The sequence below is a fragment of the Citrobacter sp. wls619 genome, assembly GCF_005281345.1.
Lineage (GTDB): Bacteria > Pseudomonadota > Gammaproteobacteria > Enterobacterales > Enterobacteriaceae > Citrobacter.
The window spans coordinates 419,114-443,784 of sequence record NZ_SZXJ01000027.1; the positions used below are offsets into that span (position 1 = coordinate 419,114).

The window sequence follows — 24,671 nt, forward strand, 5'->3', positions numbered from 1 at the left end:
GGCGAATAGCCATAGCGCCACAAAAAGCCGCTTGAACAACTGCTCAGATAAAACTACTGTATATAAATACAGTTAATATTGGATGAGTCATTATGTTGTTTCTCAAGCCAGCGGATCTCCGCGAAATCAATACAACTCCCTTGTTTAGTGACCTTGTTCAGTGCGGGTTTCCCAGCCCGGCTGCGGATTATGTCGAGCGGGGCATCGATTTGAATGAATTGCTAATTCAGCATCCCAGTGCCACGTACTTCGTGAAAGCCGCGGGGGATTCAATGATTGAGGGGGGGATCGATGATGGCGATTTGCTGGTTGTTGACAGTTCGCTGACGGCGGTACATGGCGATATTATTATCGCTGCCGTTGATGGTGAGTTCACGGTTAAGCGGCTGCAGCTTCGTCCAACGGTACAGCTCGTTCCAATGAACAGCGCTTATGCACCGATCGTTATCGGTCGTGAAGAATCACTGAATGTATTCGGTGTCGTTACCTATGCCGTGAAGGCTCTGCGCTGATGTTTGCGCTCTGCGATGTAAATTCATTTTACGCCAGCTGTGAGACCGTTTTCCGGCCCGATCTCTGTGATAAACCGGTGGTGGTTCTCTCAAATAACGATGGCTGTGTTATTGCCTGCAGCGCGGAGGCCAAAAAGCTGGGTATCCAAATGGGGGCGCCGTACTTCAAACAAAAAGAGTTGTTCCGACGTTACGGTGTGACGTGTTTTAGCTCAAATTACGAGCTGTATGCGGATATGAGCAGTAGAGTCATGTCCATCCTCGAGGAACTCTCTCCGCGCGTGGAAAGGTATAGTATTGATGAAGCGTTCTGTGACTTGACGGGGGTGAGGAACTGCAGAGATCTTACTGATTTTGGTTGCGAGATGAGGGACGCTATTTTGCAGAAAACGCATCTTAAGGTGGGCGTCGGTATTGCTCAGACCAAAACACTGGCTAAGCTGGCAAACTATGCGGCTAAAAAGTGGCAGGCTCAGACGGGAAGCGTGGTCGATTTATCGAATAGCGAGCGCCAACGCAAACTGATGGCTGCCGTTCCGGTAGATGAAGTCTGGGGCATTGGTCGCCGTATCGGTAAGAAACTGGATGCCATGGGCATTAAAACGGTTTGTGACCTGGCTGAAACCGATATTCGCTTTATCCGCAAACATTTCAGCGTGGTGCTGGAAAGAACCGTACGGGAATTGCGCGGCGAATCGTGCCTGGCGCTGGATGAGTTTGCGCCGGTTAAGCAGGAAATTATCTGCTCAAGGTCGTTTGGTGTACGGCTCACGGATTATAATGCCATGCGGGAGGCTATTTGCACCTATGCTTCACGTGCGGCGGAGAAGTTGCGCGGAGAGCACCAGTTCTGCCGCTTCATTTCTGCGTTTATTAAAACCAGTCCATTTGCCCATAACGAACCTTACTATGGTAACAACGCGTCGGTAAAACTATTGACGCCAACCCAGGACAGCCGGGATATTATTGGTGCGGCAACGCGCTGCCTTGACGCCATCTGGCGAGAGGGACGGCATTATCAAAAAGCTGGCGTGATGTTAGGGGATTTTTTCAGCTCCGGTGTGGCGCAGCTCAATCTTTTTGATGAAAACGTCCCGCGGCATAATAGCGACAAACTTATGACGGTTCTGGATACCCTTAATGCTAAAAATGGTAAAGGGACGCTCTGGTTTGCCGGACAAGGGATACAGCAGCCATGGGCAATGAAACGAGACATGCTCTCACCTCGCTATACGACGAGATACAGTGATTTACTGCGGGTGGGGGATCTCCAACGGTGTAATGCCACATCTACGATTGCGTGTCTCTGACATTTCGGGAGCATGAAAAAGCAAGATACAGATCCCGCCTTTTTCATGCTATGCCCCGTTATTTACCTGATAATTCCTGCAAATACTGTGGTGGTTGATATCAAAAGTGGCCGCTATAAGTACGCGTTCAGACCACGGCTTATTCCTTACCAGCCATAAGACATGCCGCCGCCAACCACAAAGTTATGCTGTGTATCGTTGGAAACGGATGCTTTAACGACAACGTGCTCTGATGCCCGGGCAGAGAAACCGACAGCCAAAGCTGTTTCGCCATCCGTCGTACCGACACCCGCGCCGACGTTGACGCTCTGAGACTCAATAACCTGGGGGATATTCGCCATTGCTGCGACACCAGCGATGCCAGCGGACGCGCGTTTACGGTTCTGATCCACTTCATTTTTCAGCTTACCGAAGTTAGCGTTGGTGTTCTGCTCCAGTGTTTCGATGCGTTGCTCATGATTGGCCAGTTCGTCGGTGTGTTTCGCAACCGTCGCGTTGGTCGCTGCACGTTCAGCGGCGGCATCAGCCAGATACTTATCGACGGATGCCGAGCGTTGAGCGAACGACGAGGCTGCAACTTTTTGGGACAGGCCTGCTGTCAGCGTCTGGTAATGCGTTGCTTCTGTCTTCACTTCATCTGTGATGGCCTGTTTGTTAGAGGCAACCTGGGCTGCGTCAGCTTTGGTGCCGATTGCCGTTCTGAGCTGGTTATCAGCATCTGTACGATCGGTGATTTCTTTCTGTAATTCACCATCCTGACGCTGCTGATCGGTGCTGAACGTGCTGCTATCAACCTTGTTTTTGAGGGCATTAGTGTTGTTGTCAGCGGTTTTCTGTGCATTCCCCGCGTCCCGCATGGCTTGTGTGATATCGTTATTCTGTTGTTGGTCAAGTGCTGCCTGGGTGTTTTTATCCGTAGTATAGGTTGGCTTATCGACAAAATTACCTTGTGACTGCTGGAGTTGCGTGATGGCCTGTTGGTTGGCAATTGCTACGGCAGCTATATTGTTTGCCTGAGTGACATCGGCTTTATTTGCTGAAAGACCCGCAATCGCCCCGTGGAGGTTTTCTAAATCGTACGTTGCGCCATCAATACCCGTGATAGTAATGGTGCCGACAGGATTAGGCGTTTTGGTAAAGGTAGTGACACCATTTGTTGTCGTGCCGATAGCCGCTTCTGCAATTCCAGACAATAGCAAAGAAGAGAGAGTAATAGCAGTAATTAAGTTGGTTTTCATACATGTCATCATTAATATATAAGTGTTTAAGATTGCGTTGAGCGCTGTTTGAACTTCAACGTAAATAAAATTAGATAGAATACTATCTGGCGTTTTTTGATGTTCTCTTGTCCTGTGCGTGAAGCGGCATTTTCAACAGAGACCATATACAATGTTTTTATTATTAAAGCTGATGTGCTGAATTAGAGTCTGTGTAGTGAAAACGGTTTTTTATCTCGACCTTACCGTTTACTTTTCTTTTGTATCAGTTAGTTATGCTTCCTGTGGCGTGATGTGGGTAAGGGCGATGGGTACCTTGAAATCCGGCAGTCCATTGATAGTGATTAGATGGTTAAATGTTTCGCTGGTTATTATTGTCATGCGTTGCTTAGTCGTTAGTATTTCATTGAACGAAAATTACCACTACGCCAGATAGAATCAATATTGAAAAATGTCCAAAATTCTACTTGTTTAGAAAATTAAGAATAGTCCTGGATTTGGTGATTGGTTAATTAAGTTATTGGTACATTGGTTCCCGACCCATCGTAAATACAGGCGTGCCCGTACGGATTTTGCCCTGGTAAAGCATCAATCACCGCAACGGCTAGAACACGTAGCCTTGGCTTTTTTGATGTGCGTGACTTCGCGCATACGAGACCGCTTCGTGTTTATTCCATGACATAAGCTTCCCTCAATAATAGAACGAATGGCAAGAGAATATTACGTCAGCAATTAATTGAAAAAATTGTATTTTATAGTCAGGCTTAATTACCCAACATAATTTTGTTAATATTGATTTAGAATAAATAATTAACATGTATGGCAATATATTTAAATATTCATTTCCGTAAACCCCATCGCTAACCGCATTCACGTCGTGCTTGTTGTTAAGTCCGGTCTATGGGATTAGCAGATCACACGTAAAACGGTGCAGGCGTGGTCGCTGGAGGCTTTCGCGCTGCAATGTGCTGTTGATTGTTGAATGGCAAGCGATGAGTAACTTAATCTAACCGACTGATATTCAATAAATCTTATATTTTACAATTATATAAAAAAACTGATAGTATACCCCCCTATAGTATTAGGAGGGCGTATGCCGCATTCACCTGAAGATAAAAAACGCATTCTCACCCGTGTGCGGCGTATTCGCGGCCAGGTCGATGCGCTTGAGCGTGCGCTGGAGTCCGGCGAGCCGTGTCTGGCGATCCTGCAACAAATTGCCGCCGTGCGCGGCGCATCCAATGGCCTGATGGGCGAAATGGTTGAGATCCACCTGAAAGATGAACTGGTCAGCGGGGATACAACCCCAGACCAGCGTGCTGTGCGCATGGCTGAAATCGGCCATCTTCTGCGCGCTTATCTAAAATAACACCATCACCTCGCAATAATGGGAAGAGACAAATGAAATCACGTGCAGCAGTTGCATTCGGCCCCGGCCAGCCGTTAAAAATTGTCGAAATCGACGTCGCACCACCAAAGAAAGGTGAAGTGCTGGTTAAAATTACCCACACAGGCGTGTGCCATACTGACGCTTTTACGCTCTCTGGTGACGATCCGGAAGGTGTGTTTCCGGCGGTACTCGGCCATGAAGGCGGGGGTATCGTGGTTGAAGTGGGTGAGGGTGTCACCACTCTGAAAGCGGGCGACCATGTCATCCCGCTGTACACGGCAGAATGTGGTGAATGTAAGTTCTGTAAGTCTGGCAAAACTAACTTGTGTCAGGCCGTACGGGCTACCCAGGGTAAAGGCCTGATGCCGGATGGCACTACGCGTTTTTCTTATAACGGCGAACCCATCTATCACTATATGGGTACCAGTACCTTCAGTGAATACACCGTTTGCGCGGAGATCTCGCTGGCGAAGGTTAATCCGCAAGCTCCACTGGATAAAGTGTGTCTGCTGGGCTGTGGCGTCACCACCGGGATCGGCGCAGTACATAACACGGCGAAAGTGAAAGAAGGCGATACCGTGGCCGTATTTGGTCTTGGCGGCATTGGTCTGGCGGTGATTCAGGGCGCGGCACAGGCGAAAGCCGGACGTATTCTGGCGGTTGATACTAACCCGGAAAAATTCAAGCTGGCGGGTGAAATGGGCGCGACCGACTTCATCAACCCAACCGATTATGATAAACCGATTCAGGATGTGATTGTCGAGCTTACCGACGGCGGTGTGGACTTCAGCTTTGAATGTATTGGCAACGTAAATGTCATGCGTGCGGCGCTGGAATGCTGCCATAAAGGATGGGGTGAAAGCATCATCATCGGCGTGGCGGGAGCAGGGCAAGAGATCAAAACGCGTCCGTTCCAGTTGGTGACCGGGCGCGTGTGGCGCGGGTCGGCGTTTGGCGGCGTGAAAGGGCGTACACAGCTGCCTGGAATGGTTGAAGATGCGATGAGCGGGAAAATCCAGTTGGACCCGTTTATTACCCATCGCTTACCGCTGGAGCAGATCAACGAAGCGTTTGATTTAATGCATCAGGGTAAGTCCATTCGTACCGTTATCCACTTTGGCGATAACTGATTCATTGGCCAGCGGAATTCACCGCTGGCACTTTCCTGAATTTCTTTGAATGATGTTGTGAAAGTGTGACGAATCTTGCGCTTTTCACGGTAAGTAAACTTTATGAATTGCCGATGACTATCTAATGGGCGTGTTTTCACGCATAACCCCTACAAGAGAGTCGACGGTCATGGACAATACAATATCGATGCAAGCCCAGAATAAACTGGGCTTTCTGCATCAAATCAGACTGGTTCCGCTGTTTTCCTCCATTCTCGGTGGCATCCTTCTGCTGTTTGCTTTGAGTTCCGGGCTGGCAAGCTATTTTCTTATGCAGGCCGATCGCGATCAGCGCGATGTGACCGATGAGATTCAGGTCAGGATGGGGTTATCTAACAGTTCCAATCACCTACGCACAGCCCGTATCAATATGATCCACGCCGGCGCAGCGAGTCGCATTGCCGAAATGGACGATATGAAGGCCAATATCGCCGAGGCGGAAAAACGCATTAAGCAATCGCAGGATGGTTTTACTGCCTATATGTCTCGTGTGGTGAAAACGTCGGAGGACGAAGCCTTAGACGCTGAACTGAGCGCCAGTTTCAAAGCCTATATCGACGGTCTGCAGCCGATGCTGAAATATGCCAGAAACGGGATGTTTGAAGCGATTATCAACCATGAAAATGAACAGGCCAGGCCGCTGGATACGGCTTACAACAAGGTGCTGCTGAAGGCCATAGACATTCGTACTGCCAGGGCTAATCACCTCAGCGAGCAGGCCCACCAACGTACGCAACTTGGTATGGCGTTTATGCTGGGTGCATTTATTCTGGCACTGGTGTTAACCGTGATGACGTTTGTTGTCCTGCGTCGTACCGTGATTCATCCACTGTTGCGTGCGGCACAGCGTATTGAGCAAATTTCAGCGGGCGATCTGACCATGCGGGATGAACCCACCGGGCGCAGTGAGATTGGTCGTCTGAGTCGTCATCTTCAGACGATGCAACATTCACTGGAGAAAACCGTAGGCACAGTACGTCAGGGAGCGGAAGAAATCTATCGCGGCACCAGTGAAATCTCGGCGGGCAATACTGATCTGTCATCACGTACTGAAGAACAGGCCGCGGCGATTGAACAAACGGCAGCCAGCATGGAAGAACTGACTGCGACGGTGAAACAAAACGCGGACAACGCGCACCATGCGAGCAAGCTGGCGGAAGATGCTTCCGGCAAGGCCAGTCGCGGTGGGCAGATGGTTTCTGGCGTAGTGAAAACCATGGGCAATATCTCGACCAGCTCGAAAAAAATCTCTGAAATTACCGCTGTCATCAACAGCATTGCCTTCCAGACCAATATTCTGGCGCTGAATGCGGCGGTGGAAGCGGCTCGGGCAGGAGAGCAAGGGCGTGGATTTGCCGTCGTCGCCAGCGAAGTTCGCACGCTGGCAAGCCGTAGCGCCCAGGCAGCGAAAGAGATTGAAGGATTGATCAGTGAGTCAGTACGGTTGATTGACCAGGGGTCCGGTGAAGTTGTGGCTGCGGGTAATACCATGACGGATATCGTTGATGCGGTAAAACGTGTCACCGATATTATGCTGGAGATTGCAGCGGCCTCTGATGAACAGAGCCGGGGTATCGTGCAGGTAAGTCAGGCGATTTCAGAGATGGATAAAGTGACGCAGCAAAACGCCTCTCTGGTTGAAGAAGCGTCGGCTGCAGCGGCATCGCTGGAAGAACAGGCCGCACGTTTAACTGAAGCCGTCGGCACGTTTCGTCTGCAGGGCGCAAGTGCGATAAAACGCGTTGCAGCCGTTGTTAATCCAGTACCTTCATCACCACGGTCAAGTGCGATAAATACGGATAATTGGGAAACTTTCTGATAGGTCAGCAATCCGGTAATTCGGTTCTCTGAATTACCGGGTGACCCGCTTACTTATAGGTTGCGCTGATGACCCCTGAGGCCGTGAACGCACCGGGGGTATAATCATCGCAGGTACCTTGGGTAGCCGAAGCACAGGTGAATAGCCCCGCCATCGGAATATCTTTCGCCGTTACGATGCTGCCAAAATCGATGGTGACGGAAGAGTTGGCGTCATTTGCTGACAAATATTTCCGAGGTGAACCATCCTCGTAAGAAACCGCCACCCCCCGTCCTCCCGCCGCTGAGGTGCCAGTCGTGGTATTGGCCAAAATACCCAATCCGTTATTATCCGAAATGACTTTGGTTGAGGTTAGTTTAAGGGTAACGCCTGAGGCATTAACACAACCGCTGTTTTTCAACGTGAAGCCTTTTCTGTAGTTTATATTACCCACATCGCCAAAGTCGATGGTGGTGGGGGAGACGGATAAATTGCAGGTTGGTGTCTGGAATTTTACAGTAAAAGAGCTGCTACTCACGTTGATCTTAAGCAGGGGGTTACCATCATCACCAGCTCGAATTGTTCCTAACAACCCACTCTGTGTTGGCTTCGCATCACCCACCGCTGTTACTATACCTCGCTGCCATATTTGAACGTGTATGTTCATGAACATATACTCTTTAAGGCTCATATTTACATCCATCATTCGAGTCGCGGATGTAGAAGAGGGTAAATATACGCCGTCACTCCCCCCTGGCACATAGACGGTATAGTAAATGCCGGGAATCGTCGTAGGCCAAAACCCTCTGTTATAGGTATAAGTTGTGCTCGAATTGAAACCTTGGGTTGTCCAGGAATCAGATTGGACCCCCGCAGTATTATTTGCCCAACCCCACCAGTCGGAACCATCATTACCCGTACTACAAGTCACCTTAGCTTGCCCCCCCACAGTAATATCAGCCAGCTTTACATCAATATTGCTATTGGGTGAGAAAATTGAATTATCGATATTAATGGTGCCTGCATTCAGGCTTATATCATAATTCTGATCCAGAGGGCATTCCAGTGCCCAGGTGGGAAATGCAATAATCACTTGCAACAAAAAGAACAGTGACAAAACTCTACGAATAATCGCTGTTTTCATATCAGCTAACCCTGTATTTATTATTTATAGCTCACGCTAATTTGTACCTGGCTTAATACACCACCTGGTGTAACTGGTTTTGCGGCATTCACCCTTTGATATCGAACTTTAAAGGTATAATCGGTATCGGTAGTGGCAGAACCAATATAATTGGTGAAGTTGACGGCCGAGGTGTTGTCACTATTGAGGACATTAATATTTGCGCTGCTAAAAACCACCACCCCGACATTGTCTGCCGCCGTTGACGCCGTTACCTGCCCCGTAGGGCCGATATATTCATTAGGGAATATCTGGTTGCCGTTGAGTTGTGCTTTTTGCGGCTTAAAGCTCAGCACTAGCGTTTTGGCGACGGAACCGGAGTCGCAGCGTGCGCTTATCTTCAGCGACTTTGTAGCCACATTGCCCACCGCAGTGGCGGATAGATTCGCCCACGCGCCACCGCTGGCGAAAGCACTTGCCTCCAGATCGCCTAAATCAACATCGGATGCACTGATATTACAGCTACCGCTAACCACCTCCGCGCTTATCGTGAGTACATTGGTGTTGGTCGTGACCGCTGCCCATAACGGCGTGGATATCAATAATAAGACTCCGGGTATATATTTCACGGTGGCTCCTACTGATAGGTCGTGGTGAATGTTAATGTCGCACTGTACATCCCCGAAGTCGTAGGGGTGCCAGGATAAGATGTTGGGCGTAGAAATAGGGATAACGGCAACTTACCGTTGCTGCGCTCTGTGCTGCTCCAGATTATTTTTTCAGTATTGTTTACGCCGAGTGGCAACGGCGTATTGAGATTACTGGTACGATACAGCACGCCTGCAACGCCCACATGTCCACCTTTCATTTCTGTCGGATATCCACTCCATGAAGAGCTGGCCTTTGGTAAGGTTTGCATCCAGTTCAACGTCTGCGCGGTTTTCGTTCCGGACTTCGTGATATAGCAATCACTGTATTCCAGAGAAAAATCTTTCCGAATATTGCTACCCTGTGCTTCTATTTCGGCCCATGTTAATACGCCAAAGTCGATGGTCTGGTTCACTGCTTTACTACTTCCGACCACAATATTAATGGTACAGGTTGTGGCGAGTAAGTTGGCCTTGAAATTCACCGTCACATCCGCGGCGAAAAGCGATGAGCTACATAACAATAAAGAGATAAGCATTCCACGGCGCATAAACTATTTCCCAGCTTCTGGCATCTGACACACTAAGGTATCCAGACGGATTGATTTACCTATCATTGCGGGTGCATCGGGGAGTTGATAGGTTACATCGCAATAACTTGCCGCATCGCTTCCCCAAATAACCTTCAAACTGCCTCGTTGTTCGATACCGCGCAAAAAAGCGCGGCCTGCCTGACCCATTGCGCCAACGGATTCACCCTGTTCGTTAAGAATATTGGCCCCCAGAGGAATAAAGCTGTTATCGCTGCGCTTCAGAGTGACAAATACCGATTGCCCTTGCTGGGTGGCGAAGGTGACTTTCACCACAGCGCCATCGCGCGGCACCACGGCGGCCGAGGTGTTTTTCACTTCAACGTCCGCCTTGATGGTGCTGAGATCCAGTCCGACGGTATTCTCAGCGTAAGGGGTCAGGCTGGTAGCGACGGCATATCCTGCGCTGTCAATCTCGCCATAACCATTGCTGGTGGTGGCGCCATCTGCACCTTTCGCTTCAATAAGGGCGATGGCGCTTTGTGTGTTGACATTGCCCGGTAAGAGCGTCAATCCACCGCTGTGTAACAGCACCCCGCCGTTATTGTTTAAGGAATATTGCTGATTATGTTTTTTATCGACCGTAGCGGAAACGCTGGTTGCCCCATGCGCGCCGTTATAGGTGGAATACCCACTTACGGAATAGGTATCCTCTCCCTGGCTGTTCTGGTTAGCGGTGGTACTGAGGCTGTAGTTCCATCTACTATTGCTACTGTTGCCGCTGGCTGTACTGGTGAAACCGTTATTGCCGCCAAAGTCGCTATTGGCGTTGAGGCTCAGACTGGAGAAGGCCGGCTGATCGTTCTGAGCATTGCTACCAAAAGGAATACTCAACCCAACGTACAGGCTGTCATCTTCATCGCCCCATTCGTTATAACTGCGCTGCAGCGAGATACTCCATGAAATGGAGCGGAAAGTATTGCTGTAGCCCAGCGAATATTGAGACGTTTTGTCTGAGTTACCCCAATAACTCGTCCAGGTGCCGCTGAGATAAAATGCGCCGTAATCTTCGCCGTTAAGGGTAATGGGCTGATTGATGTTAGCCTGTAGCTCATTTTTAGAATGGCTGTAGTTGTTGCGATACGCATCGTTAGGGTTAGTATCGTGATCGTCGCTATAGCTATCGATACTATTTTGCAAAGAGATGGCGTCATTAAGGGAGAGATAGTCTTTGGTACTGTAACGATAGGCGCTAAAGCTGAAGTTAGTCTGTGTTGCCTCCAGTACGTTACTGTAGCTTAAACGGTAACTCTGCCCTTGCAGGACTCCAATATCATCAAGTGACGCACGAGAGTGGATAACATCGACTGCGATGGCGCCAAGACGGGTGTTCATAGCAAGACCCAGCATCCCAGCCAGGTAGTCTTCTTCCATTGACTGGATGCCGCCATATAGCGTGAAAATATCGCTCAATCCATAATTACCGTTGGTGGTGAGCACCCACGGGGAATCATCGTCGCTGTCATCATCTAATGTCCCAACGGCAAAATCCCAGTCGACTTCACCTTTAGTCATCAATTGCGCGACCGAAGCATACGGCACGGTAAACATGCGTTTTGAGCCATCAGCCTCTTCTACAGTAACGTCGAGGTCAGCACCGTTGATGGCCAAATAATAATCCTTCAGGGCAAAAGGACCAGGGGGAACGGTGGTCTCATAGATGATGCGCGACTGCTGTCGTACGGTAATTTTAGCATTACTGTTCGCTACGCCGTTGATGACCGGGACGTATCGTCCATCATGGGGGTCCATTCGTTTGTCGTTATAAAGGTGTACGCCTTTAATGCCGATACTATCCAGCACTTCGCTACGAGAGGTCACCTGACCCAGTTCCATTTGCGCCCGGATGGACGGTAAGTCGCGTGCCAGATAGAGGTCGTAGTTGTCCCAGGTTGCGCTATCGTCTTTTGTCCAGTTCAGCGCGCCGCTGGAGCGTAACCGCCATGCCCCCAAATTGAGACCATAGCCAAGTCCCAGATAGCCACTGTCAGAGGTGCTGCCCTCATTTTCACTGTGATAGCCGCTGAAGTTCCAGTTCAGTATTGCAGCAGGTATACCGGCATCCCAACGTGCAGGATTAACATAACCCGCGGGGTGGCTGACGAGAAACAGCTGTGGAATGGTGAGCATCAGAATCTGCGAGTTGGGATCGTAACTCACGCTGGATGAGGGGTAATAGTCTGCCAGCATGTAGCATTGTGACTCACCTTCGTCTGCATTTTCCGTGGGGAGTTTGCTTACATCGACGTTCGCTTCATCGAGCACTTCACGCGTCAGACAGGGAGACGCGTTCGGGGTGTGATTATCAATAAACTGGATCTTTGCAGTTTGCTGTTGCTCACCGTTAATCCATATAGATACGGTATAAACACCCGGTTTCACCGGGTTGCCGCGCGCATATTGTGATACGTCGATTGTTGATTTTTTACCTGCGTTGCTGAAGATAAAGTCATCGTTGAACTCAATGTAGTTATCGTCAGCAAATCCTGTCTGACAAATAACCAGCAATACCCATACAGAAGTGGCCAGGCGGTGTTTTGACATCAACATTAGGGCAATCCTTGCGCGAATTTTATTATTTTCCTGTTGCGTCAACGTTGCCACCGTAATCATTGACAGCAGTCCATGACACGGATTCAAAACGCGGGGTAGTGAGTGATTTCACTTCATAGCTTGCGCTGGAAAAGGGGGCGACCATATCGGGTTCAATACTGTATTTTTTACCCCCAGAGATAATCTTCGCACCGACCAGCGAGACAAAGTAAGGGGAGTCATTTTTTGCCGTCGCCCAGATTTGTTTGCCCTTGTTTGCCAGACTCCATTTCAGATGTTGAATGGCCTCGTCAGGTGAACCGGGGAGGGTGGCCGGGCGGTAAAACACTTTGATACGCGTTTTAAGCGCAATTTGCAGTTGATTTGATTTGGCTGCATCTTTGTTTTTTCCGGGGATTTCAAGCGCGTTAAACCAATAAACACTTTCACGGTCGGAGGGCAAAGGCTGGCCATCCCAGTTTAAGCGTACGGTTAGTCCTTGTTTGGGGTCGACGCGGCTTACCGGTGGCGAAGCGATAAAAGGGATATCTAAGGTTTGTGGATCACCATCTTCGCGGCCGTCATCTAACCATGACTGTATTAATAACGGTTGCTGGCCCTGGTTAACCATTTTAACTAATGCTTCTTTGGCATTAGAAAGATAAATAACACGAGTTGCATTAATTACCAGGCTGGCGGTAGCCGAATAACTGAACGAAATGGCTGATGAAAACATAATCATCATGAATGCTTTTTTTGAAATCATATTATTCGTTTCTAATGTTAATGACTGCAACCCCAAATTGATAAGATTGCAGTAGGGTTGTTAAGCTTTTAAAAATTATTAAGGATAGGTCGTTGTAAAGGTGGTATTTGCTTTAACTTGTCCAACTTGCGGGGTGCCGGAACCTGAATAGATATAGCCAACGGTATAGTCAAATACTGCCCCGTTATCGGCATCATAATTGGCTTCAGACTGCGGCGTTGCAGAGTTGAAATCGATGATAGTATTCGTATTGGTGTCTTCTACCTGGAAGCCAGCATCTTTATCACCCGCAGCAACAGTGTTTAACAACGCGTTGGTTGTGCTATTAAAATTGCCTGTTGTTGAGAATTGCCCTTTTACTTTACCGCCAGTCGGTGCCGTTGCGCAGTTTTTAACGGTAATCTGGAAGTTGGTCTTCATCACTGGATTAGTGACGGCTGCTTGCATTACTTGAACAGTGACATCACGAAGCTGAACTTCTTTTGATGCGGAAACACCATCAATGCTGACATCACAGGTTGATGCTGTAATGTTTCCCACAAAATCGATGTTTGCTGCGTCAGAATCAGCCGCCTGCACCTGAAAAGTTACACCTGCGACCAGAGCCGCTGCTACACTTAAATAAGTAAAAGATTTCATGTTATTTTCCTTAATAACAGGTTAAATGACGTAAGGATTATATGACTCTGGTTTATAGTTGAACAGTAGATGAGGAAGGGTGATTCTTTTTTGAGAATTTATTTAGGGAGAATTAGTAACAGATTAGTGTATGTATGCCGTACAATATATTAAATTAATATTTCCTATTTCTTTATGAATTTTAAGGGGAAATTTTCAGAACTGCGGATTATGGTAAGGGATGTCATCAGATATTGTTCGCTGAAAACACCACCTAAAGTAAGTATTGCTTAATTTACTTGTAAGAAAAGGTGCGGCTTATTAGATATATTTCGCGAATGTTTTACTGCACTTTTACGTAGGCAGGACTTGTCGGTAACGACAGGTCCTGCCTAAATAATCAAAACGGTACGGTTTTGCGAATCGCACTAATGAGGATTTGCGCGGCAGAGGAGAGCTGAACGTCTACACGGGTAAGAATGCCAATAGGTTCACCCGCCCCGTGGGTGGGAATCGGCAATGATACCAGCGTCGCCTGGCGTAAATCTTCCCGCACTGCGCCTGAAGGCACAAACCACACATAGTCGTAGTCAACCGTGAGTTGGCGGGAAAGCGATGCAGATAGCGTTTCGATGCAGCCTGGCGGCATTTTGCAACCCTGGCTTTGCAGCAGCGTCTCCGCGTGCTGACGAGGAGCAGTTCCTTTGGGTGACACCACAACGGGCCATTCCATTACCCGACTCAGCGTGATGGTCTCTTGCAACAATGGATGATTCGGCCGCACAACCAGTTTGAGCGACTCAAGAAACAACAGCTCGTAATTCAGACCAACCATTAATTCCGGATCGGCCATCCGACCGATACCGAGGTCGATCTCCCCGGATTTTAAGCCAGCCAGAATCATGGGATTACTCATGGTGGCAACTTGCAGCGTAGTCTCCATTTGCTGCTTATGGAACGGACCAATTACCGCCGGAAGAATACCCAACGCAGCGGTGGGTAAGGCTCCAATTCGTACGACATCCGTCTGCGACTCCTCGCGCTGGTTTAACGCCTGTCCGGCAGTATTGAGCGCATCCAGCACTCTTACCGCGTGGGTAAGAAACTGTTCGCCGGGCAACGTTAACTGCGCGCCAAGACGACCGCGTTCAAAGAGTCGGGTACCGGTCAGTTGCTCCAGTTCGTTCAGTGTTTTGGAGAGGGCTGGTTGACTCAGGTTAAGGGTTTCGGCCGCGCGCCCTAACGTTCCCTGTTGGGCAACGGCGACAAAAGTATGAAGATGGCGCAAGCGAATGCGCTGATTGAACAGAACATTTTTTTCCATAAGCGATGTTAAAAACAGAGCCGTATCGGTGACAAGTGAAGTTGTTTGTTTTTGATAACTTGATAGCAAAATATTATTAACATTTAACGTGTTTTACTTACAACTGATTTATTTTGCTTATGTTTTGTACAGTGTGACCGCGTAGTGGGATCATGGAAGGGAAGGTAGCCAGTCGTTATACTCTGACAATTGTTCGCTTTTTCATCTTTCATCATCACAGGGCACTGACCAATGATCCATGTAATAGGGCACCTTAACCCCGATAGCGATGCTATTTGCACCGCGGCAATGACGGCTCGCTGGCTTACGTTACGCGGCCAGCAGGCGACAGCATGGCGCGCGGGGGAACCGAACCGCGAAACGCAATTTATCTTTGCGCATGCGGGGCTGGACATGCCCGAACGACTCACGTTTCCGCTGACCGATCTGGATGTGTGGGTGGTAGATTTCACCGAACCGACACAAGGACCGGAATCGCTGTCTGAGAGCAATGTCGTCGGTATCATCGACCATCATCGACTCGGCGGATTAGTGACTCGTCTTCCTCCAGAGGTTTGGGTTAAGCCTGTTGGCAGCAGTGCGACGCTGTTGTGGCTACTGATGACGGATGACGAGCGCAATCAACTATCGTCTGCGGAGGCTGTTTTGCTGCTGGGGGCTATTCTAAGTGACACTGTCACGCTTCGCTCGCCCACTACCACGCCGGATGATAGCCAGGCGGTAGGGGCGCTGGCCCAAAAAACGGGTGTGGATCTGGACGCGTTTAGCCGTGATCTGCTGTCGGCCAAAACCAGCGTCGAAGGCATGAGTGCCCGTGATCTGCTGCATAAAGACATTAAAACGTTCACTATTCATGGGCATAAAGTCTGCGTGGCGCAACTCGAGCTGTATGCACTTCGCCAGGTTGACGGTGTGCTGGACGATCTCCGCGAGGAGATGACTCGCTATGCTGAGGAAAATCAGGCTGCGCTGGTGGTATTGATGCTGACGGATATCAATCTGGGTGATACCAGCCTGTGGTTCGCTGGAACTGAGTTGTCAGAGTTACCGCAACCCTGCAAGGTCGAAGGCATGCTCAGTCGTAAAAAACAGATGCTGCCATGGCTGGAAAGTCATTTAAAACCACGTCAGTAAGCTTCAGTTCACTGTCCTGGTGGGAGGGGGAATTTATGCGGGATCACAGTTTGTAAATTCTTCCCACCGGACTCAGCGGTGTTTTCTACACTCCAGGTAATATTCACTGGAGGCATGACATTATGGCGAACACCATCACGGCAGATGAGATTCGGGAACAATTTTCGCAGGCAATGTCAGCAATGTACCAGCAGGAAGTCCCGCAGTATGGCACGTTGCTGGAACTTGTTGCTGATGTGAATCTGGCGGTACTGGAAAATAACCCGACGCTGCATGAAAAACTGGCCAATGCGGATGAACTGGCACGGCTCAATGTTGAACGCCATGGGGCTATCCGGGTGGGTACTGCGCAGGAGTTGTCTACGCTGCGGCGGATGTTTGCCATTATGGGCATGTATCCGGTCAGCTATTACGATCTCTCCCAGGCGGGCGTCCCCGTCCATTCCACGGCGTTTCGCCCCATCGACGATGCCTCGCTTTCGCGCAACCCGTTTCGGGTATTTACGTCACTATTACGCCTCGAATTAATCGAGAATGTGGTGTTGCGCCAGCAGGCAGCGGAGATCCTCGCAAAGCGTGATATTTTCACGCGTCGTTGTCACGAATTGCTGGATGAGTTTGATGCACAGGGCAGCTTCACACCCGCACAAGCCCAGGAATTTGTGCATGAAGCACTGGAAACGTTCCGTTGGCATCAACACGCCACCGTAGATGAACAAACGTATCATGCCTTGCATAACGAACATCGACTGATTGCAGATGTGGTCTGTTTTCCTGGGTGCCATATCAACCACCTGACGCCGCGCACGCTGGATATTGATCGGGTACAGTCGATGATGCCGGAGTGCGGGATTACACCGAAAATTCTCATTGAAGGCCCACCACGGCGCGAGGTGCCCATCTTGCTGCGCCAGACCAGCTTTAAGGCGCTGGAAGAACCGGTATTGTTTGCCGGCGAAATGCGTGGAACGCACACAGCGCGTTTTGGCGAAATAGAGCAACGTGGTGTGGCGCTGACGCCAAAGGGCCGGGCGTTATACGACGAACTGTTGAGTAAAGCGGGGACCGGGAAAGATAACCTGACGCACCAGCTGCATCTTCAGGAGGTGTTTAAGGCGTTCCCGGACAGCGAGTTTCTGCTGCGCCAACAGGGACTGGCCTGGTTCCGTTATCGTCTGACGCCGTCGGGCGAAGCGCATCGCCAGGCTATTCGCCCGGATGACGATCCACAACCGCTCATCGAGCGGGGCTGGCTGGTTGCTCAGCCCATCACCTACGAAGATTTCTTGCCGGTGAGCGCTGCAGGGATTTTCCAGTCTAATCTGGGTAATGAAACGCAGGCGCGCAGCCACGGTAATTCCAGCCGCGATGCCTTTGAACAGGCGCTGGGCTGCGCGGTATATGATGAGTTTGTGTTGTATCAGGAGGCAGAAGAGCGCAGTAAACGGCGGTGTGGTTTGCTTTAACGGAATTTACACGGGATTCGGCCTGTTCTCATCGACATAAAATATTTTCGATTTTGTACAGATAATCGGCGACCAACAATTGGATTATTAATGAATTTTGTCTAGAGTGAGCGGTCAGAAATGTGCACTCTCTTGCCGCAGATTTTGACCGGCGCGGGACCATTTACACGACCAGAAGGACTCACTTTCAGGCATGAATCGCAGACGATTTATTAAAGGTTCAATGGCAGTGGCCGCCGTGTGCGGAACCAGTGGTATTGCATCACTCTTTTCCCGCGCCGCCTATGCGGCAGAGTCTGACATTGCAGACGGAAAAACCGTACGTTTTGATTTTTCCGTTCTGCAGTCGATGGCCCATGATTTAGCACAGAAGCCGTGGGGCGGTGCGCCGCGCGCATTGCCGGATACGCTGGCGAAACTGACGCCGCAGGCTTACAACAGTATTCAGTACGACGCAGAACAGTCACTGTGGAACAACGTTGAAAATCGTCAGCTTGACGCGCAGTTCTTCCATGTGGGAATGGGCTTCCGTCGTCGCGTACGCATGTTCTCGGTTGATGACAGTACGCATATGGCGCGTGAGATCCACTTCCGTCCGGAGCTTTTCAAGTACAACGATGCCGGTGTCGATACCAAACAACTGGAAGGGCAAACTGACCTCGGTTTTGCCGGTTTCCGCGTGTTCAAAGCGCCTGAACTGGCCCGTCGTGATGTCGTGTCCTTCCTGGGAGCCAGCTATTTTCGCGCCGTAGATGACACCTATCAGTACGGTTTGTCGGCGCGCGGTCTGGCGGTTGATACGTATACCGACAGCAAAGAAGAGTTTCCTGACTTCACCGCATTCTGGTTCGAAACGGTTAAACCGGGCGCCACTTCATTTACTGTTTATGCACTGCTCGATAGCCCAAGCGTGACTGGCGCGTTTAAGTTTGTGATCCACTGTGAGAAAACGCAGGTGATCATGGATGTGCAGAATCATGTCTATGCGCGTAAAGACATCAAGCAACTCGGTATTGCGCCGATGACCAGCATGTTCAGCTGCGGTAACAATGAACGTCGGATGTGTGACACCATTCACCCGCAAATTCATGACTCTGACCGTCTGGCGATGTGGCGAGGCAATGGCGAGTGGATCTGCCGTCCGCTGAATAACCCGCAAAAACTGCAGTTCAATGCCTACACCGATAACAACCCGAGAGGGTTTGGCTTACTGCAGCTCGATCGCGACTTCTCTCATTACCAGGACATCATGGGCTGGTATAACAAACGTCCAAGCCTGTGGGTAGAACCGCGTAACCAGTGGGGCAAAGGGACCATCGGCCTGATGGAGATCCCAACGACCGGTGAAACGCTGGATAACGTCGTCTGCTTCTGGCAGCCGGATAAAGCAATCAAAGCCGGTGACGATCTGGAATTCAAATATCGCCTGTACTGGAGCGCACAACCACCGGTACGTTCGCCGCTGGCCCGTGTGATGGCAACCCGCACCGGTATGGGTGGCTTCCCGGAAGGATGGGCACCGGGCGAGCATTACCCAGAAAAATGGGCACGTCGTTTTGCCGTTGATTTCGTCGGCGGCGACCTGAAAGCGGCTGCGCCGAAGGGTATTGAACCGGTCATTACACTCTCCAGCGGTGAAGCGAAACAGATTGAGATCCTCTACGTGGAACCTATCGACGGTTATCGCATTCAGTTTGACTGGTATCCGACCTCTGACTCAACCGATCCGGTCGATATGCGCATGTTCCTGCGTTGTCAGGGCGATGCCATCAGTGAAACCTGGCTGTATCAGTACTTCCCGCCTGCACCGGATAAACGTCAGTACGTTGACGACCGTGAAATGCGTTAATTGCTCTTCTGATGGCTCTCCTTCCGGAGAGCCATTGCTGAAACCTCTTCCGTAACAATCTGTACACTATTTACTCGATCCTGTTCGCATTTTTCCCTGACCTAACCGGGTAAGCTGATCGTGTGTATTTCTTGTACACATTCTTTACCACTAACAGGGAGAAAGTATGTTTCCAGAATACAGAGACCTTATTTCCCGACTGAAATCCGAGAATCCTCGTTTTCTGTCCTTATTCGAAAAACACAACAGCCTTGATCATGAGATTTCCAGACTGGAAGGTTCGGATGGTCGGGGATACAGTTTGGACATTGTTCGTCTTAAGAAACAGAAACTCCACCTGAAGGAAGATTTGCTCAAAATTTTGCAAAGAGAGAGTGTCAGTGAGAGCTAAATAGTACTGTGCTCACTGTGTTAAAGGGCTTCCCGCGAGAAACGGAAGCCCTTCCTGTTTTAGGTGTTAATCGACCATCACGCGTTTGTTTGTCGCCCCCCAGAGGATCGACATTTCAGTGAACAGCGCGCCGCTAATGTCTTCGACTTCTTCTGCGCTCACCTGTGCATTTCCCTGTTTACCGAATAGCACCACTTCATCGCCGGAGGCAACCTGCGGTAGATCGGTCACATCAACAATCACGGTATTCATGGATGTTTTACCCAGCACAGGAACCCGCTGGCCGTGGATCAATACGTGCCCCACGTTACTGAACACACGACGATATCCATCTGCATAACCCGTCGGAATATTGGCTAGAACGGAATTTCGTTTAAGGGTATAGGTTCTGTCATACCCGACGGTATTTCCTTTAGGGTAATGGTTTACCGACGCGATTGCGGATTTAAACGTCATGACGCGTTTGTATTCGGTGCTGGCAATGGTATCGCCATAAAAAATACCGCCAACACGCACCATGTCGAGCCAGGATTCAGGAACGGTCAGGGTGGCGAACGTATTCGCGACATGCAGAGTGACATCTTCGCGCTTCAGCCCGGTAATATTGAGTACCTGGGCCGATTGCGTATTGAAACGGGCCAGATCGCGTTTCACCACCGCCGCATCTTCTTCCGGGAAATGCGACATGATGCCAACAATTTTCAGACCGGGTAACGCGGAAATAGCGCGGGCCTCTTCCAGACCTGCCGCGGTGCTGACTTCCAGACCGTTTCGTGACATACCGCCAGAGTTCAGTGCCAGATGGATACGAATCGTTTTTCCTTTCTCCTGGGCAATGACACTCAGACGTTTAGCCATATCCAGATTGCCAATCAGCTCTTCAGTATCAAAATCCGCCGCCTGGCGCATCTCTTTTTCCGTCGCGTTGCGAACGCGCATTAGCTGCGATGTATAACCTGACTGACGAACAATGCTAATCTCCTCGTTGCTGGCGATGCCAATACACTGCACACCGTTTTGCATCATCACCGGCGTAACCAGTGAGAGATCGTGACCATACGCATCGCCTTTAAGAATGGCGCACATCCGGGTTTTGTCTCCCAGCAGTTGCTGAACTTTATGAATGTTATATTCCAGCGCGCTACGGGAAATCTCCAGCGTGGTATTATCCACAACCTGTTGTTTATTAAAGGCATAGGGGACAGGACCCGCTTGCGTGGTGGGGACGGGTTGGTGACAGGCGGTAATCAGTAAAAGCGGAATAAATGCTAAACGACCCAAAGGTGCTGCCATGCTTGCTCCTTAGCAATAGAATGAAAGTGTTATTGTCATCATTACGGCCTATCCATGCATGGGATAACCGGACATCCAGAGTAACGGCTTCCGCGCCAGAGATTGTTTCTAAGTGATTGCTGTTACAGCATAAAAATATGATATCCACGGCGCTAAACAGATTAATATCGGCTACTGCCAGTCAGAAATCCCCCGTTTACAATCGCAAAGGAGATAAACATGTCAGAAATTATTACCGTCAGTGACACGCTGGAACTGCGGGCAGTAGAAGAACAGCACGTCACGCCTTTGCATCAACTGGTGCTCAAAAATAAAGTTTGGCTCCAGCGGTCGCTGAACTGGCCGCAGCTTGTCGAATCTGAGGACGATACGCGTAAGAATGTGCAGGGGAATATGATGTTGCACCAGCGTGGCTACGCCAAAATGTTCCTTATCTTCAAACAAGGTGAAGTGGTTGGCGTTATCTCGTTTAACCAAATAGAACCGTTGAATAAAGCGGCTTACATTGGTTACTGGTTGGATGAAGTTCATCAGGGACAGGGGATTATGTCCCGGTCGCTACAGGCATTGATTCATCATTACGCTCAGCGTGGCGAGATCCGCCGGTTCATTATTAAATGCCGCGTGGATAACCTGGAAAGCAACCAGGTGGCGCTACGCAACGGTTTTCAGCTGGAAGGATGTTTAAAGCAGGCGGAATTTCTCAATGATGGTTATCATGATGTGAATCTCTATGCCCGTATCATTGATAGCGTTTCAGAATAAACCGGCGAGTGGGGTGCGCGTAATACGCTGTTCGCCGTTGATCACTTTTGGCCCGCGCAGATGGATTGCATCGCCAACAAAGGCTTCCACGTGGGCCTGACCGGTTATCTCAATATGATGCTCGATCAGCACTTCCCCCAGAATACAGGCGTGGCCTTCAATCAGGATGTGACCGTCCAGTAGGATCGGGCCGCCGCGTAATGTTGCATGTCCCCCGACCAGCACATGGTGTTTCAGGATACAGTTACCTTCAACTACCGCATGCTCAGCCACCTGTGAGCTATAGCGCAGGGTCGGTATCGCATCTTCATCGGTACCCGCGATGATGCGGGCGTTGCCGTATACCTTCGCACAATCGCAGATCCAAACGTTATTTTCCTCATTACCCTCGATGCGAGCACAATCAAAAACCTCGGCGCGGTGTTCAATAAAGGCGTAGTCAATGGTTGCATCGCCATAGATCTGCACCTGATGCACAATGCGTGAATGGTTTACGGTTGCGCGATCGTATATTTGCAGGGGCTGGTCACTTTCGCGGGTTAACCCTTTGGCGGCGATGACTTCGGATCCTCCCAGAACACGCGCATTACCCGACAGAAGACACTCGCCACGTACAACAGAGTCCTGAATGGTTACGTTGTCACGTATTTGTGCGCCATGGCTAATTTCAGCCCGATCAATCCATACGGCATCGCCAATCTGTGCGCCATCTCTGACCACGCTGGCCTGCGTAATACGGGCATTTCCTGAAATGGTTGCCCCCGCAAATGCCATCGCATTCTCATCGTAAATCCAGCAATTGCCATACTGCGCCAGTACGGCTTCATCATCAATCCAGCCACCAGGCGTGCCAGCCGGAACATCATTAAAATCAATCAGTGCAATTATCTGGCGTAGTAATACGCTTCTTTTGTTGCCATTATCCTGATAACTGAAGGAGCGAGGTTCGTCGCTCAGACGGTATTTGGTCATAGCTCATTTCCGTGTTGCGCACCTTAGTTAAACGTAGCAAAGTTTTCCGTACTGGCTAAATCGCCATAATTTCCATAAAATGCATTTCAAATATACTTTAAAAAATAAACAAAATGAGTAATAACAAGCATAGTGATCGGGTCCTTAACCTTCCGGCCGGTTATTTTGGCATGGTACTGGGCACCATCGGCATGGGATTCGCCTGGCGATATGCCAGCCAGGTGTGGTCGGTGAGCCACTGGATTGGCGATGGGTTAGTCATCCTGGCGATGGTTATTTGGGGTCTGTTAACGCTGGCCTTTCTGAGCCGTTTAGCGCGTTTTCCCCAGAGTGTGCTGGCAGAAATCCGCCATCCGGTGATGAGCAGTTTTGTCAGCCTTTTTCCGGCAACAACCATGCTGGTCGCGATTGGTTTTGTTCCCTGGTATCGCCCGTTAGCCGTCGGGCTATTTAGCATTGGCGTGGTGATACAGCTAGCGTACGCGGCCTGGCAAACGGCAGGCCTGTGGCGAGGTTCGCATCCCGAGGAGGCAACCACGCCGGGGTTGTATCTGCCAACCGTCGCCAATAACTTTATCAGCGCGATGGCCTGCGGTGCTCTCGGCTATAACGATGCCGGACTGGTATTTTTAGGGGCAGGGGTTTTCTCCTGGCTTAGTCTTGAACCGGTGATCCTGCAACGTTTACGCAGTTCTGGTGAGTTACCCGCGGTATTACGTACGTCGCTGGGTATTCAATTGGCACCCGCGTTAGTGGCCTGTAGCGCATGGCTTAGCGTCAACGGTGGAGAGGGCGATACGCTGGCGAAAATGCTGTTCGGCTATGGCCTGCTGCAGCTGCTGTTTATGCTTCGGCTGATACCGTGGTATCTGTCCCAGCCGTTTAATGCGTCTTTCTGGAGCTTCTCGTTCGGCGTGTCGGCGCTGGCAACCACAGGGCTACATCTGGGACATGCCAGTGAATCGGGATTTTTCCATACACTGTCGATTCCACTGTTTATTTTTACCAATTTTATCATTGCGTTATTACTGGTACGTACGTTTGTATTGCTGATGCAGGGGAAACTGCTCATCCGCACGGAGCGTGCTGCATTACTGAAATCTGAGGATAAATAATGACCCTTTGCGACGAAAACTACTTTACTGAAAAATACGATCTCACCCGGACCCATTCCGAGGTTGTTGAAGCGGCCAACATTGTCCCGCCAGGTAAAACACTGGATCTGGGCTGTGGCAATGGCCGTAACAGTCTGTATCTGGCGGCAAACGGCTATGACGTCACCGCGTGGGATAAAAACCCCATGAGCATCGCTAATCTTGAACGTATCAAAGCGGCTGAAGGGCTGACCAATTTGCACACGAACGTCGCAGACCTGAATGCGCTCAGCTTTGATGGCGAATATGACTTTATTCTTTCTACCGTGGTGCTGATGTTCCTGGAAGCGGAAACGATCCCGGGGCTTATCGAAAATATGCAACGTTGCACGAAACCGGGTGGATATAATTTAATCGTAGCGGCAATGGATACCGATGATTTCCCGTGCACCGTTGGTTTCCCGTTTGCATTTAAAGCAGGTGAATTACGTCACTATTACAGTGGATGGGATCTGCTGAAATACAATGAAGACGTGGGTGAACTTCATCGTACAGATGAAAATGGCAACCGCATTAAACTGCGCTTTGCCACCATGCTGGCGCGTAAAACTGCCTGAACATCCCGTCTGGCTTAACTCTTTCTGCGTTCAGCATTTTTTTGTGCTGAGCGCAGAGAAAAAATTGTGCGGCCGTTACCATTTTTAGTACATC

At 49.8% G+C, this 24,671-nt stretch carries 22 protein-coding genes; 12 read left to right on the forward strand and 10 right to left on the reverse strand.

Features of this window, described 5'->3' with window-relative positions; all coding sequences use genetic code 11:
• Positions 1–92: 92 nt before the first annotated feature.
• Together FDX19_RS04745 and FDX19_RS04750 are read left to right on the forward strand one after the other, a co-directional pair.
• Entirely contained in the window at positions 93–512 is a 420-nt protein-coding gene (locus FDX19_RS04745) for a translesion error-prone DNA polymerase V autoproteolytic subunit (protein WP_137381781.1), read from the forward strand.
• Complete coding sequence (locus FDX19_RS04750; RefSeq protein WP_137381782.1) at positions 512–1,822, forward strand: Y-family DNA polymerase; 1,311 nt, start codon at positions 512–514, stop codon at positions 1,820–1,822. Before FDX19_RS04745 ends, FDX19_RS04750 begins: the two co-directional genes overlap by 1 nt.
• Positions 1,823–1,968: 146 nt before the next feature.
• Here the strand turns inward: FDX19_RS04750 and FDX19_RS04755 are convergent, their stop codons facing one another.
• The gene (locus tag FDX19_RS04755; protein WP_170974344.1) at positions 1,969–3,060 is read right to left on the reverse strand and encodes a YadA C-terminal domain-containing protein; all 1,092 of its coding nucleotides are present in this window, start codon (positions 3,058–3,060) and stop codon (positions 1,969–1,971) included.
• Positions 3,061–4,132: 1,072 nt separating this feature from the next.
• Here FDX19_RS04755 and FDX19_RS04765 point away from each other — a divergent pair.
• The 3 genes from FDX19_RS04765 to FDX19_RS04775 all read left to right on the forward strand — a co-directional run bounded on the left by FDX19_RS04765 (position 4,133) and on the right by FDX19_RS04775 (position 7,417).
• Entirely contained in the window at positions 4,133–4,408 is a 276-nt protein-coding gene (locus FDX19_RS04765; protein WP_012132328.1) for a metal/formaldehyde-sensitive transcriptional repressor, read from the forward strand.
• Positions 4,409–4,440: 32 nt separating this feature from the next.
• On the forward strand, positions 4,441–5,559 hold the full coding sequence (locus FDX19_RS04770) for an S-(hydroxymethyl)glutathione dehydrogenase/class III alcohol dehydrogenase (protein WP_137381784.1): 1,119 nt from the start codon (positions 4,441–4,443) through the stop codon (positions 5,557–5,559).
• A 169-nt stretch (positions 5,560–5,728) separates the two neighbouring features.
• Complete coding sequence (locus FDX19_RS04775; protein ID WP_137381785.1) at positions 5,729–7,417, forward strand: methyl-accepting chemotaxis protein; 1,689 nt, start codon at positions 5,729–5,731, stop codon at positions 7,415–7,417.
• Positions 7,418–7,466: 49 nt separating this feature from the next.
• Here the strand turns inward: FDX19_RS04775 and FDX19_RS04780 are convergent, their stop codons facing one another.
• From FDX19_RS04780 to pcaQ, 7 genes are all read right to left on the reverse strand, one after another.
• The gene (locus FDX19_RS04780; protein WP_137381786.1) at positions 7,467–8,540 is read right to left on the reverse strand and encodes a pilus assembly protein FimA; all 1,074 of its coding nucleotides are present in this window, start codon (positions 8,538–8,540) and stop codon (positions 7,467–7,469) included.
• 20 nt (positions 8,541–8,560) lie between these two features.
• The gene (locus tag FDX19_RS04785) at positions 8,561–9,148 is read right to left on the reverse strand and encodes a fimbrial protein (protein WP_137381787.1); all 588 of its coding nucleotides are present in this window, start codon (positions 9,146–9,148) and stop codon (positions 8,561–8,563) included.
• A gap of 8 nt (positions 9,149–9,156) precedes the next feature.
• Entirely contained in the window at positions 9,157–9,717 is a 561-nt protein-coding gene (locus FDX19_RS04790) for a fimbrial protein (RefSeq protein WP_137381788.1), read from the reverse strand.
• A gap of 3 nt (positions 9,718–9,720) precedes the next feature.
• On the reverse strand, positions 9,721–12,306 hold the full coding sequence (locus tag FDX19_RS04795; protein ID WP_137381789.1) for an outer membrane usher protein: 2,586 nt from the start codon (positions 12,304–12,306) through the stop codon (positions 9,721–9,723).
• 25 nt (positions 12,307–12,331) lie between these two features.
• A complete protein-coding gene (locus tag FDX19_RS04800; RefSeq protein ID WP_249357522.1) occupies positions 12,332–13,054 on the reverse strand; it encodes a fimbria/pilus periplasmic chaperone in 723 nt (240 codons plus the stop codon).
• Positions 13,055–13,132: 78 nt separating this feature from the next.
• The gene (locus FDX19_RS04805) at positions 13,133–13,693 is read right to left on the reverse strand and encodes a fimbrial protein (protein WP_137381790.1); all 561 of its coding nucleotides are present in this window, start codon (positions 13,691–13,693) and stop codon (positions 13,133–13,135) included.
• A gap of 379 nt (positions 13,694–14,072) precedes the next feature.
• Positions 14,073–14,996, reverse strand: a complete 924-nt coding sequence (gene pcaQ, locus FDX19_RS04810; protein WP_137381791.1) for a pca operon transcription factor PcaQ — start codon at positions 14,994–14,996, stop codon at positions 14,073–14,075.
• A gap of 231 nt (positions 14,997–15,227) precedes the next feature.
• Here pcaQ and FDX19_RS04815 point away from each other — a divergent pair, with 231 nt between their 5' ends.
• From FDX19_RS04815 to FDX19_RS04830, 4 genes are all read left to right on the forward strand, one after another.
• Positions 15,228–16,130 carry a manganese-dependent inorganic pyrophosphatase gene (locus tag FDX19_RS04815; RefSeq protein ID WP_137381792.1) on the forward strand — a complete coding sequence of 301 codons (903 nt, stop codon included), beginning with the start codon at positions 15,228–15,230 and terminating at the stop codon, positions 16,128–16,130.
• A gap of 122 nt (positions 16,131–16,252) precedes the next feature.
• Positions 16,253–17,596, forward strand: a complete 1,344-nt coding sequence (locus tag FDX19_RS04820; protein ID WP_137381793.1) for a VOC family protein — start codon at positions 16,253–16,255, stop codon at positions 17,594–17,596.
• A gap of 193 nt (positions 17,597–17,789) precedes the next feature.
• Positions 17,790–19,445, forward strand: a complete 1,656-nt coding sequence (locus FDX19_RS04825) for a glucan biosynthesis protein D (protein WP_137381794.1) — start codon at positions 17,790–17,792, stop codon at positions 19,443–19,445.
• A gap of 166 nt (positions 19,446–19,611) precedes the next feature.
• Positions 19,612–19,836 carry a YdcH family protein gene (locus tag FDX19_RS04830; RefSeq protein ID WP_003020276.1) on the forward strand — a complete coding sequence of 75 codons (225 nt, stop codon included), beginning with the start codon at positions 19,612–19,614 and terminating at the stop codon, positions 19,834–19,836.
• Between the two features lie 66 nt (positions 19,837–19,902).
• On the opposite strand, the gene alr is transcribed toward FDX19_RS04830, so the two are convergent.
• Positions 19,903–21,129 (reverse strand): alanine racemase, encoded by a 1,227-nt coding sequence (gene alr, locus FDX19_RS04835; RefSeq protein WP_137381795.1) that lies wholly within the window; start codon positions 21,127–21,129, stop codon positions 19,903–19,905.
• A gap of 219 nt (positions 21,130–21,348) precedes the next feature.
• Here alr and rimL point away from each other — a divergent pair, with 219 nt between their 5' ends.
• Complete coding sequence (gene rimL / locus FDX19_RS04840) at positions 21,349–21,894, forward strand: 50S ribosomal protein L7/L12-serine acetyltransferase (protein WP_137381796.1); 546 nt, start codon at positions 21,349–21,351, stop codon at positions 21,892–21,894.
• Here rimL and ydcK read toward each other — a convergent pair.
• Positions 21,886–22,866 (reverse strand): YdcK family protein, encoded by a 981-nt coding sequence (gene ydcK / locus FDX19_RS04845; RefSeq protein WP_137381797.1) that lies wholly within the window; start codon positions 22,864–22,866, stop codon positions 21,886–21,888. The genes rimL and ydcK overlap by 9 nt on opposite strands.
• Before the next feature lie 113 nt (positions 22,867–22,979).
• Between ydcK and tehA the strand changes: the two genes are divergently transcribed.
• Together tehA and tehB are read left to right on the forward strand one after the other, a co-directional pair.
• Complete coding sequence (gene tehA / locus FDX19_RS04850; protein ID WP_137381798.1) at positions 22,980–23,981, forward strand: dicarboxylate transporter/tellurite-resistance protein TehA; 1,002 nt, start codon at positions 22,980–22,982, stop codon at positions 23,979–23,981.
• The gene (tehB, locus tag FDX19_RS04855; protein ID WP_137381799.1) at positions 23,981–24,577 is read left to right on the forward strand and encodes a tellurite resistance methyltransferase TehB; all 597 of its coding nucleotides are present in this window, start codon (positions 23,981–23,983) and stop codon (positions 24,575–24,577) included. Before tehA ends, tehB begins: the two co-directional genes overlap by 1 nt.
• Positions 24,578–24,671: the final 94 nt, after the last annotated feature.

Excerpts from the sequence above, each read along its gene's own strand:
- FDX19_RS04745 (WP_137381781.1), top strand. The coding sequence starts at position 93 with ATGTTGTTTCTCAAGCCAGCGGATCTCCGCGAAATCAATACAACTCCC.
- FDX19_RS04750 (WP_137381782.1), top strand. The coding sequence starts at position 512 with ATGTTTGCGCTCTGCGATGTAAATTCATTTTACGCCAGCTGTGAGACC.
- FDX19_RS04755 (WP_170974344.1), bottom strand. The coding sequence starts at position 3,060 with ATGAAAACCAACTTAATTACTGCTATTACTCTCTCTTCTTTGCTATTG.
- FDX19_RS04765 (WP_012132328.1), top strand. The coding sequence starts at position 4,133 with ATGCCGCATTCACCTGAAGATAAAAAACGCATTCTCACCCGTGTGCGG.
- FDX19_RS04770 (WP_137381784.1), top strand. The coding sequence starts at position 4,441 with ATGAAATCACGTGCAGCAGTTGCATTCGGCCCCGGCCAGCCGTTAAAA.
- FDX19_RS04775 (WP_137381785.1), top strand. The coding sequence starts at position 5,729 with ATGGACAATACAATATCGATGCAAGCCCAGAATAAACTGGGCTTTCTG.
- FDX19_RS04780 (WP_137381786.1), bottom strand. The coding sequence starts at position 8,540 with ATGAAAACAGCGATTATTCGTAGAGTTTTGTCACTGTTCTTTTTGTTG.
- FDX19_RS04790 (WP_137381788.1), bottom strand. The coding sequence starts at position 9,717 with ATGCGCCGTGGAATGCTTATCTCTTTATTGTTATGTAGCTCATCGCTT.
- FDX19_RS04795 (WP_137381789.1), bottom strand. The coding sequence starts at position 12,306 with ATGTTGATGTCAAAACACCGCCTGGCCACTTCTGTATGGGTATTGCTG.
- FDX19_RS04800 (WP_249357522.1), bottom strand. The coding sequence starts at position 13,054 with ATGATTTCAAAAAAAGCATTCATGATGATTATGTTTTCATCAGCCATT.
- FDX19_RS04805 (WP_137381790.1), bottom strand. The coding sequence starts at position 13,693 with ATGAAATCTTTTACTTATTTAAGTGTAGCAGCGGCTCTGGTCGCAGGT.
- pcaQ (WP_137381791.1), bottom strand. The coding sequence starts at position 14,996 with ATGGAAAAAAATGTTCTGTTCAATCAGCGCATTCGCTTGCGCCATCTT.
- FDX19_RS04815 (WP_137381792.1), top strand. The coding sequence starts at position 15,228 with ATGATCCATGTAATAGGGCACCTTAACCCCGATAGCGATGCTATTTGC.
- FDX19_RS04820 (WP_137381793.1), top strand. The coding sequence starts at position 16,253 with ATGGCGAACACCATCACGGCAGATGAGATTCGGGAACAATTTTCGCAG.
- FDX19_RS04825 (WP_137381794.1), top strand. The coding sequence starts at position 17,790 with ATGAATCGCAGACGATTTATTAAAGGTTCAATGGCAGTGGCCGCCGTG.
- FDX19_RS04830 (WP_003020276.1), top strand. The coding sequence starts at position 19,612 with ATGTTTCCAGAATACAGAGACCTTATTTCCCGACTGAAATCCGAGAAT.
- alr (WP_137381795.1), bottom strand. The coding sequence starts at position 21,129 with ATGGCAGCACCTTTGGGTCGTTTAGCATTTATTCCGCTTTTACTGATT.
- rimL (WP_137381796.1), top strand. The coding sequence starts at position 21,349 with ATGTCAGAAATTATTACCGTCAGTGACACGCTGGAACTGCGGGCAGTA.
- ydcK (WP_137381797.1), bottom strand. The coding sequence starts at position 22,866 with ATGACCAAATACCGTCTGAGCGACGAACCTCGCTCCTTCAGTTATCAG.
- tehA (WP_137381798.1), top strand. The coding sequence starts at position 22,980 with ATGAGTAATAACAAGCATAGTGATCGGGTCCTTAACCTTCCGGCCGGT.
- tehB (WP_137381799.1), top strand. The coding sequence starts at position 23,981 with ATGACCCTTTGCGACGAAAACTACTTTACTGAAAAATACGATCTCACC.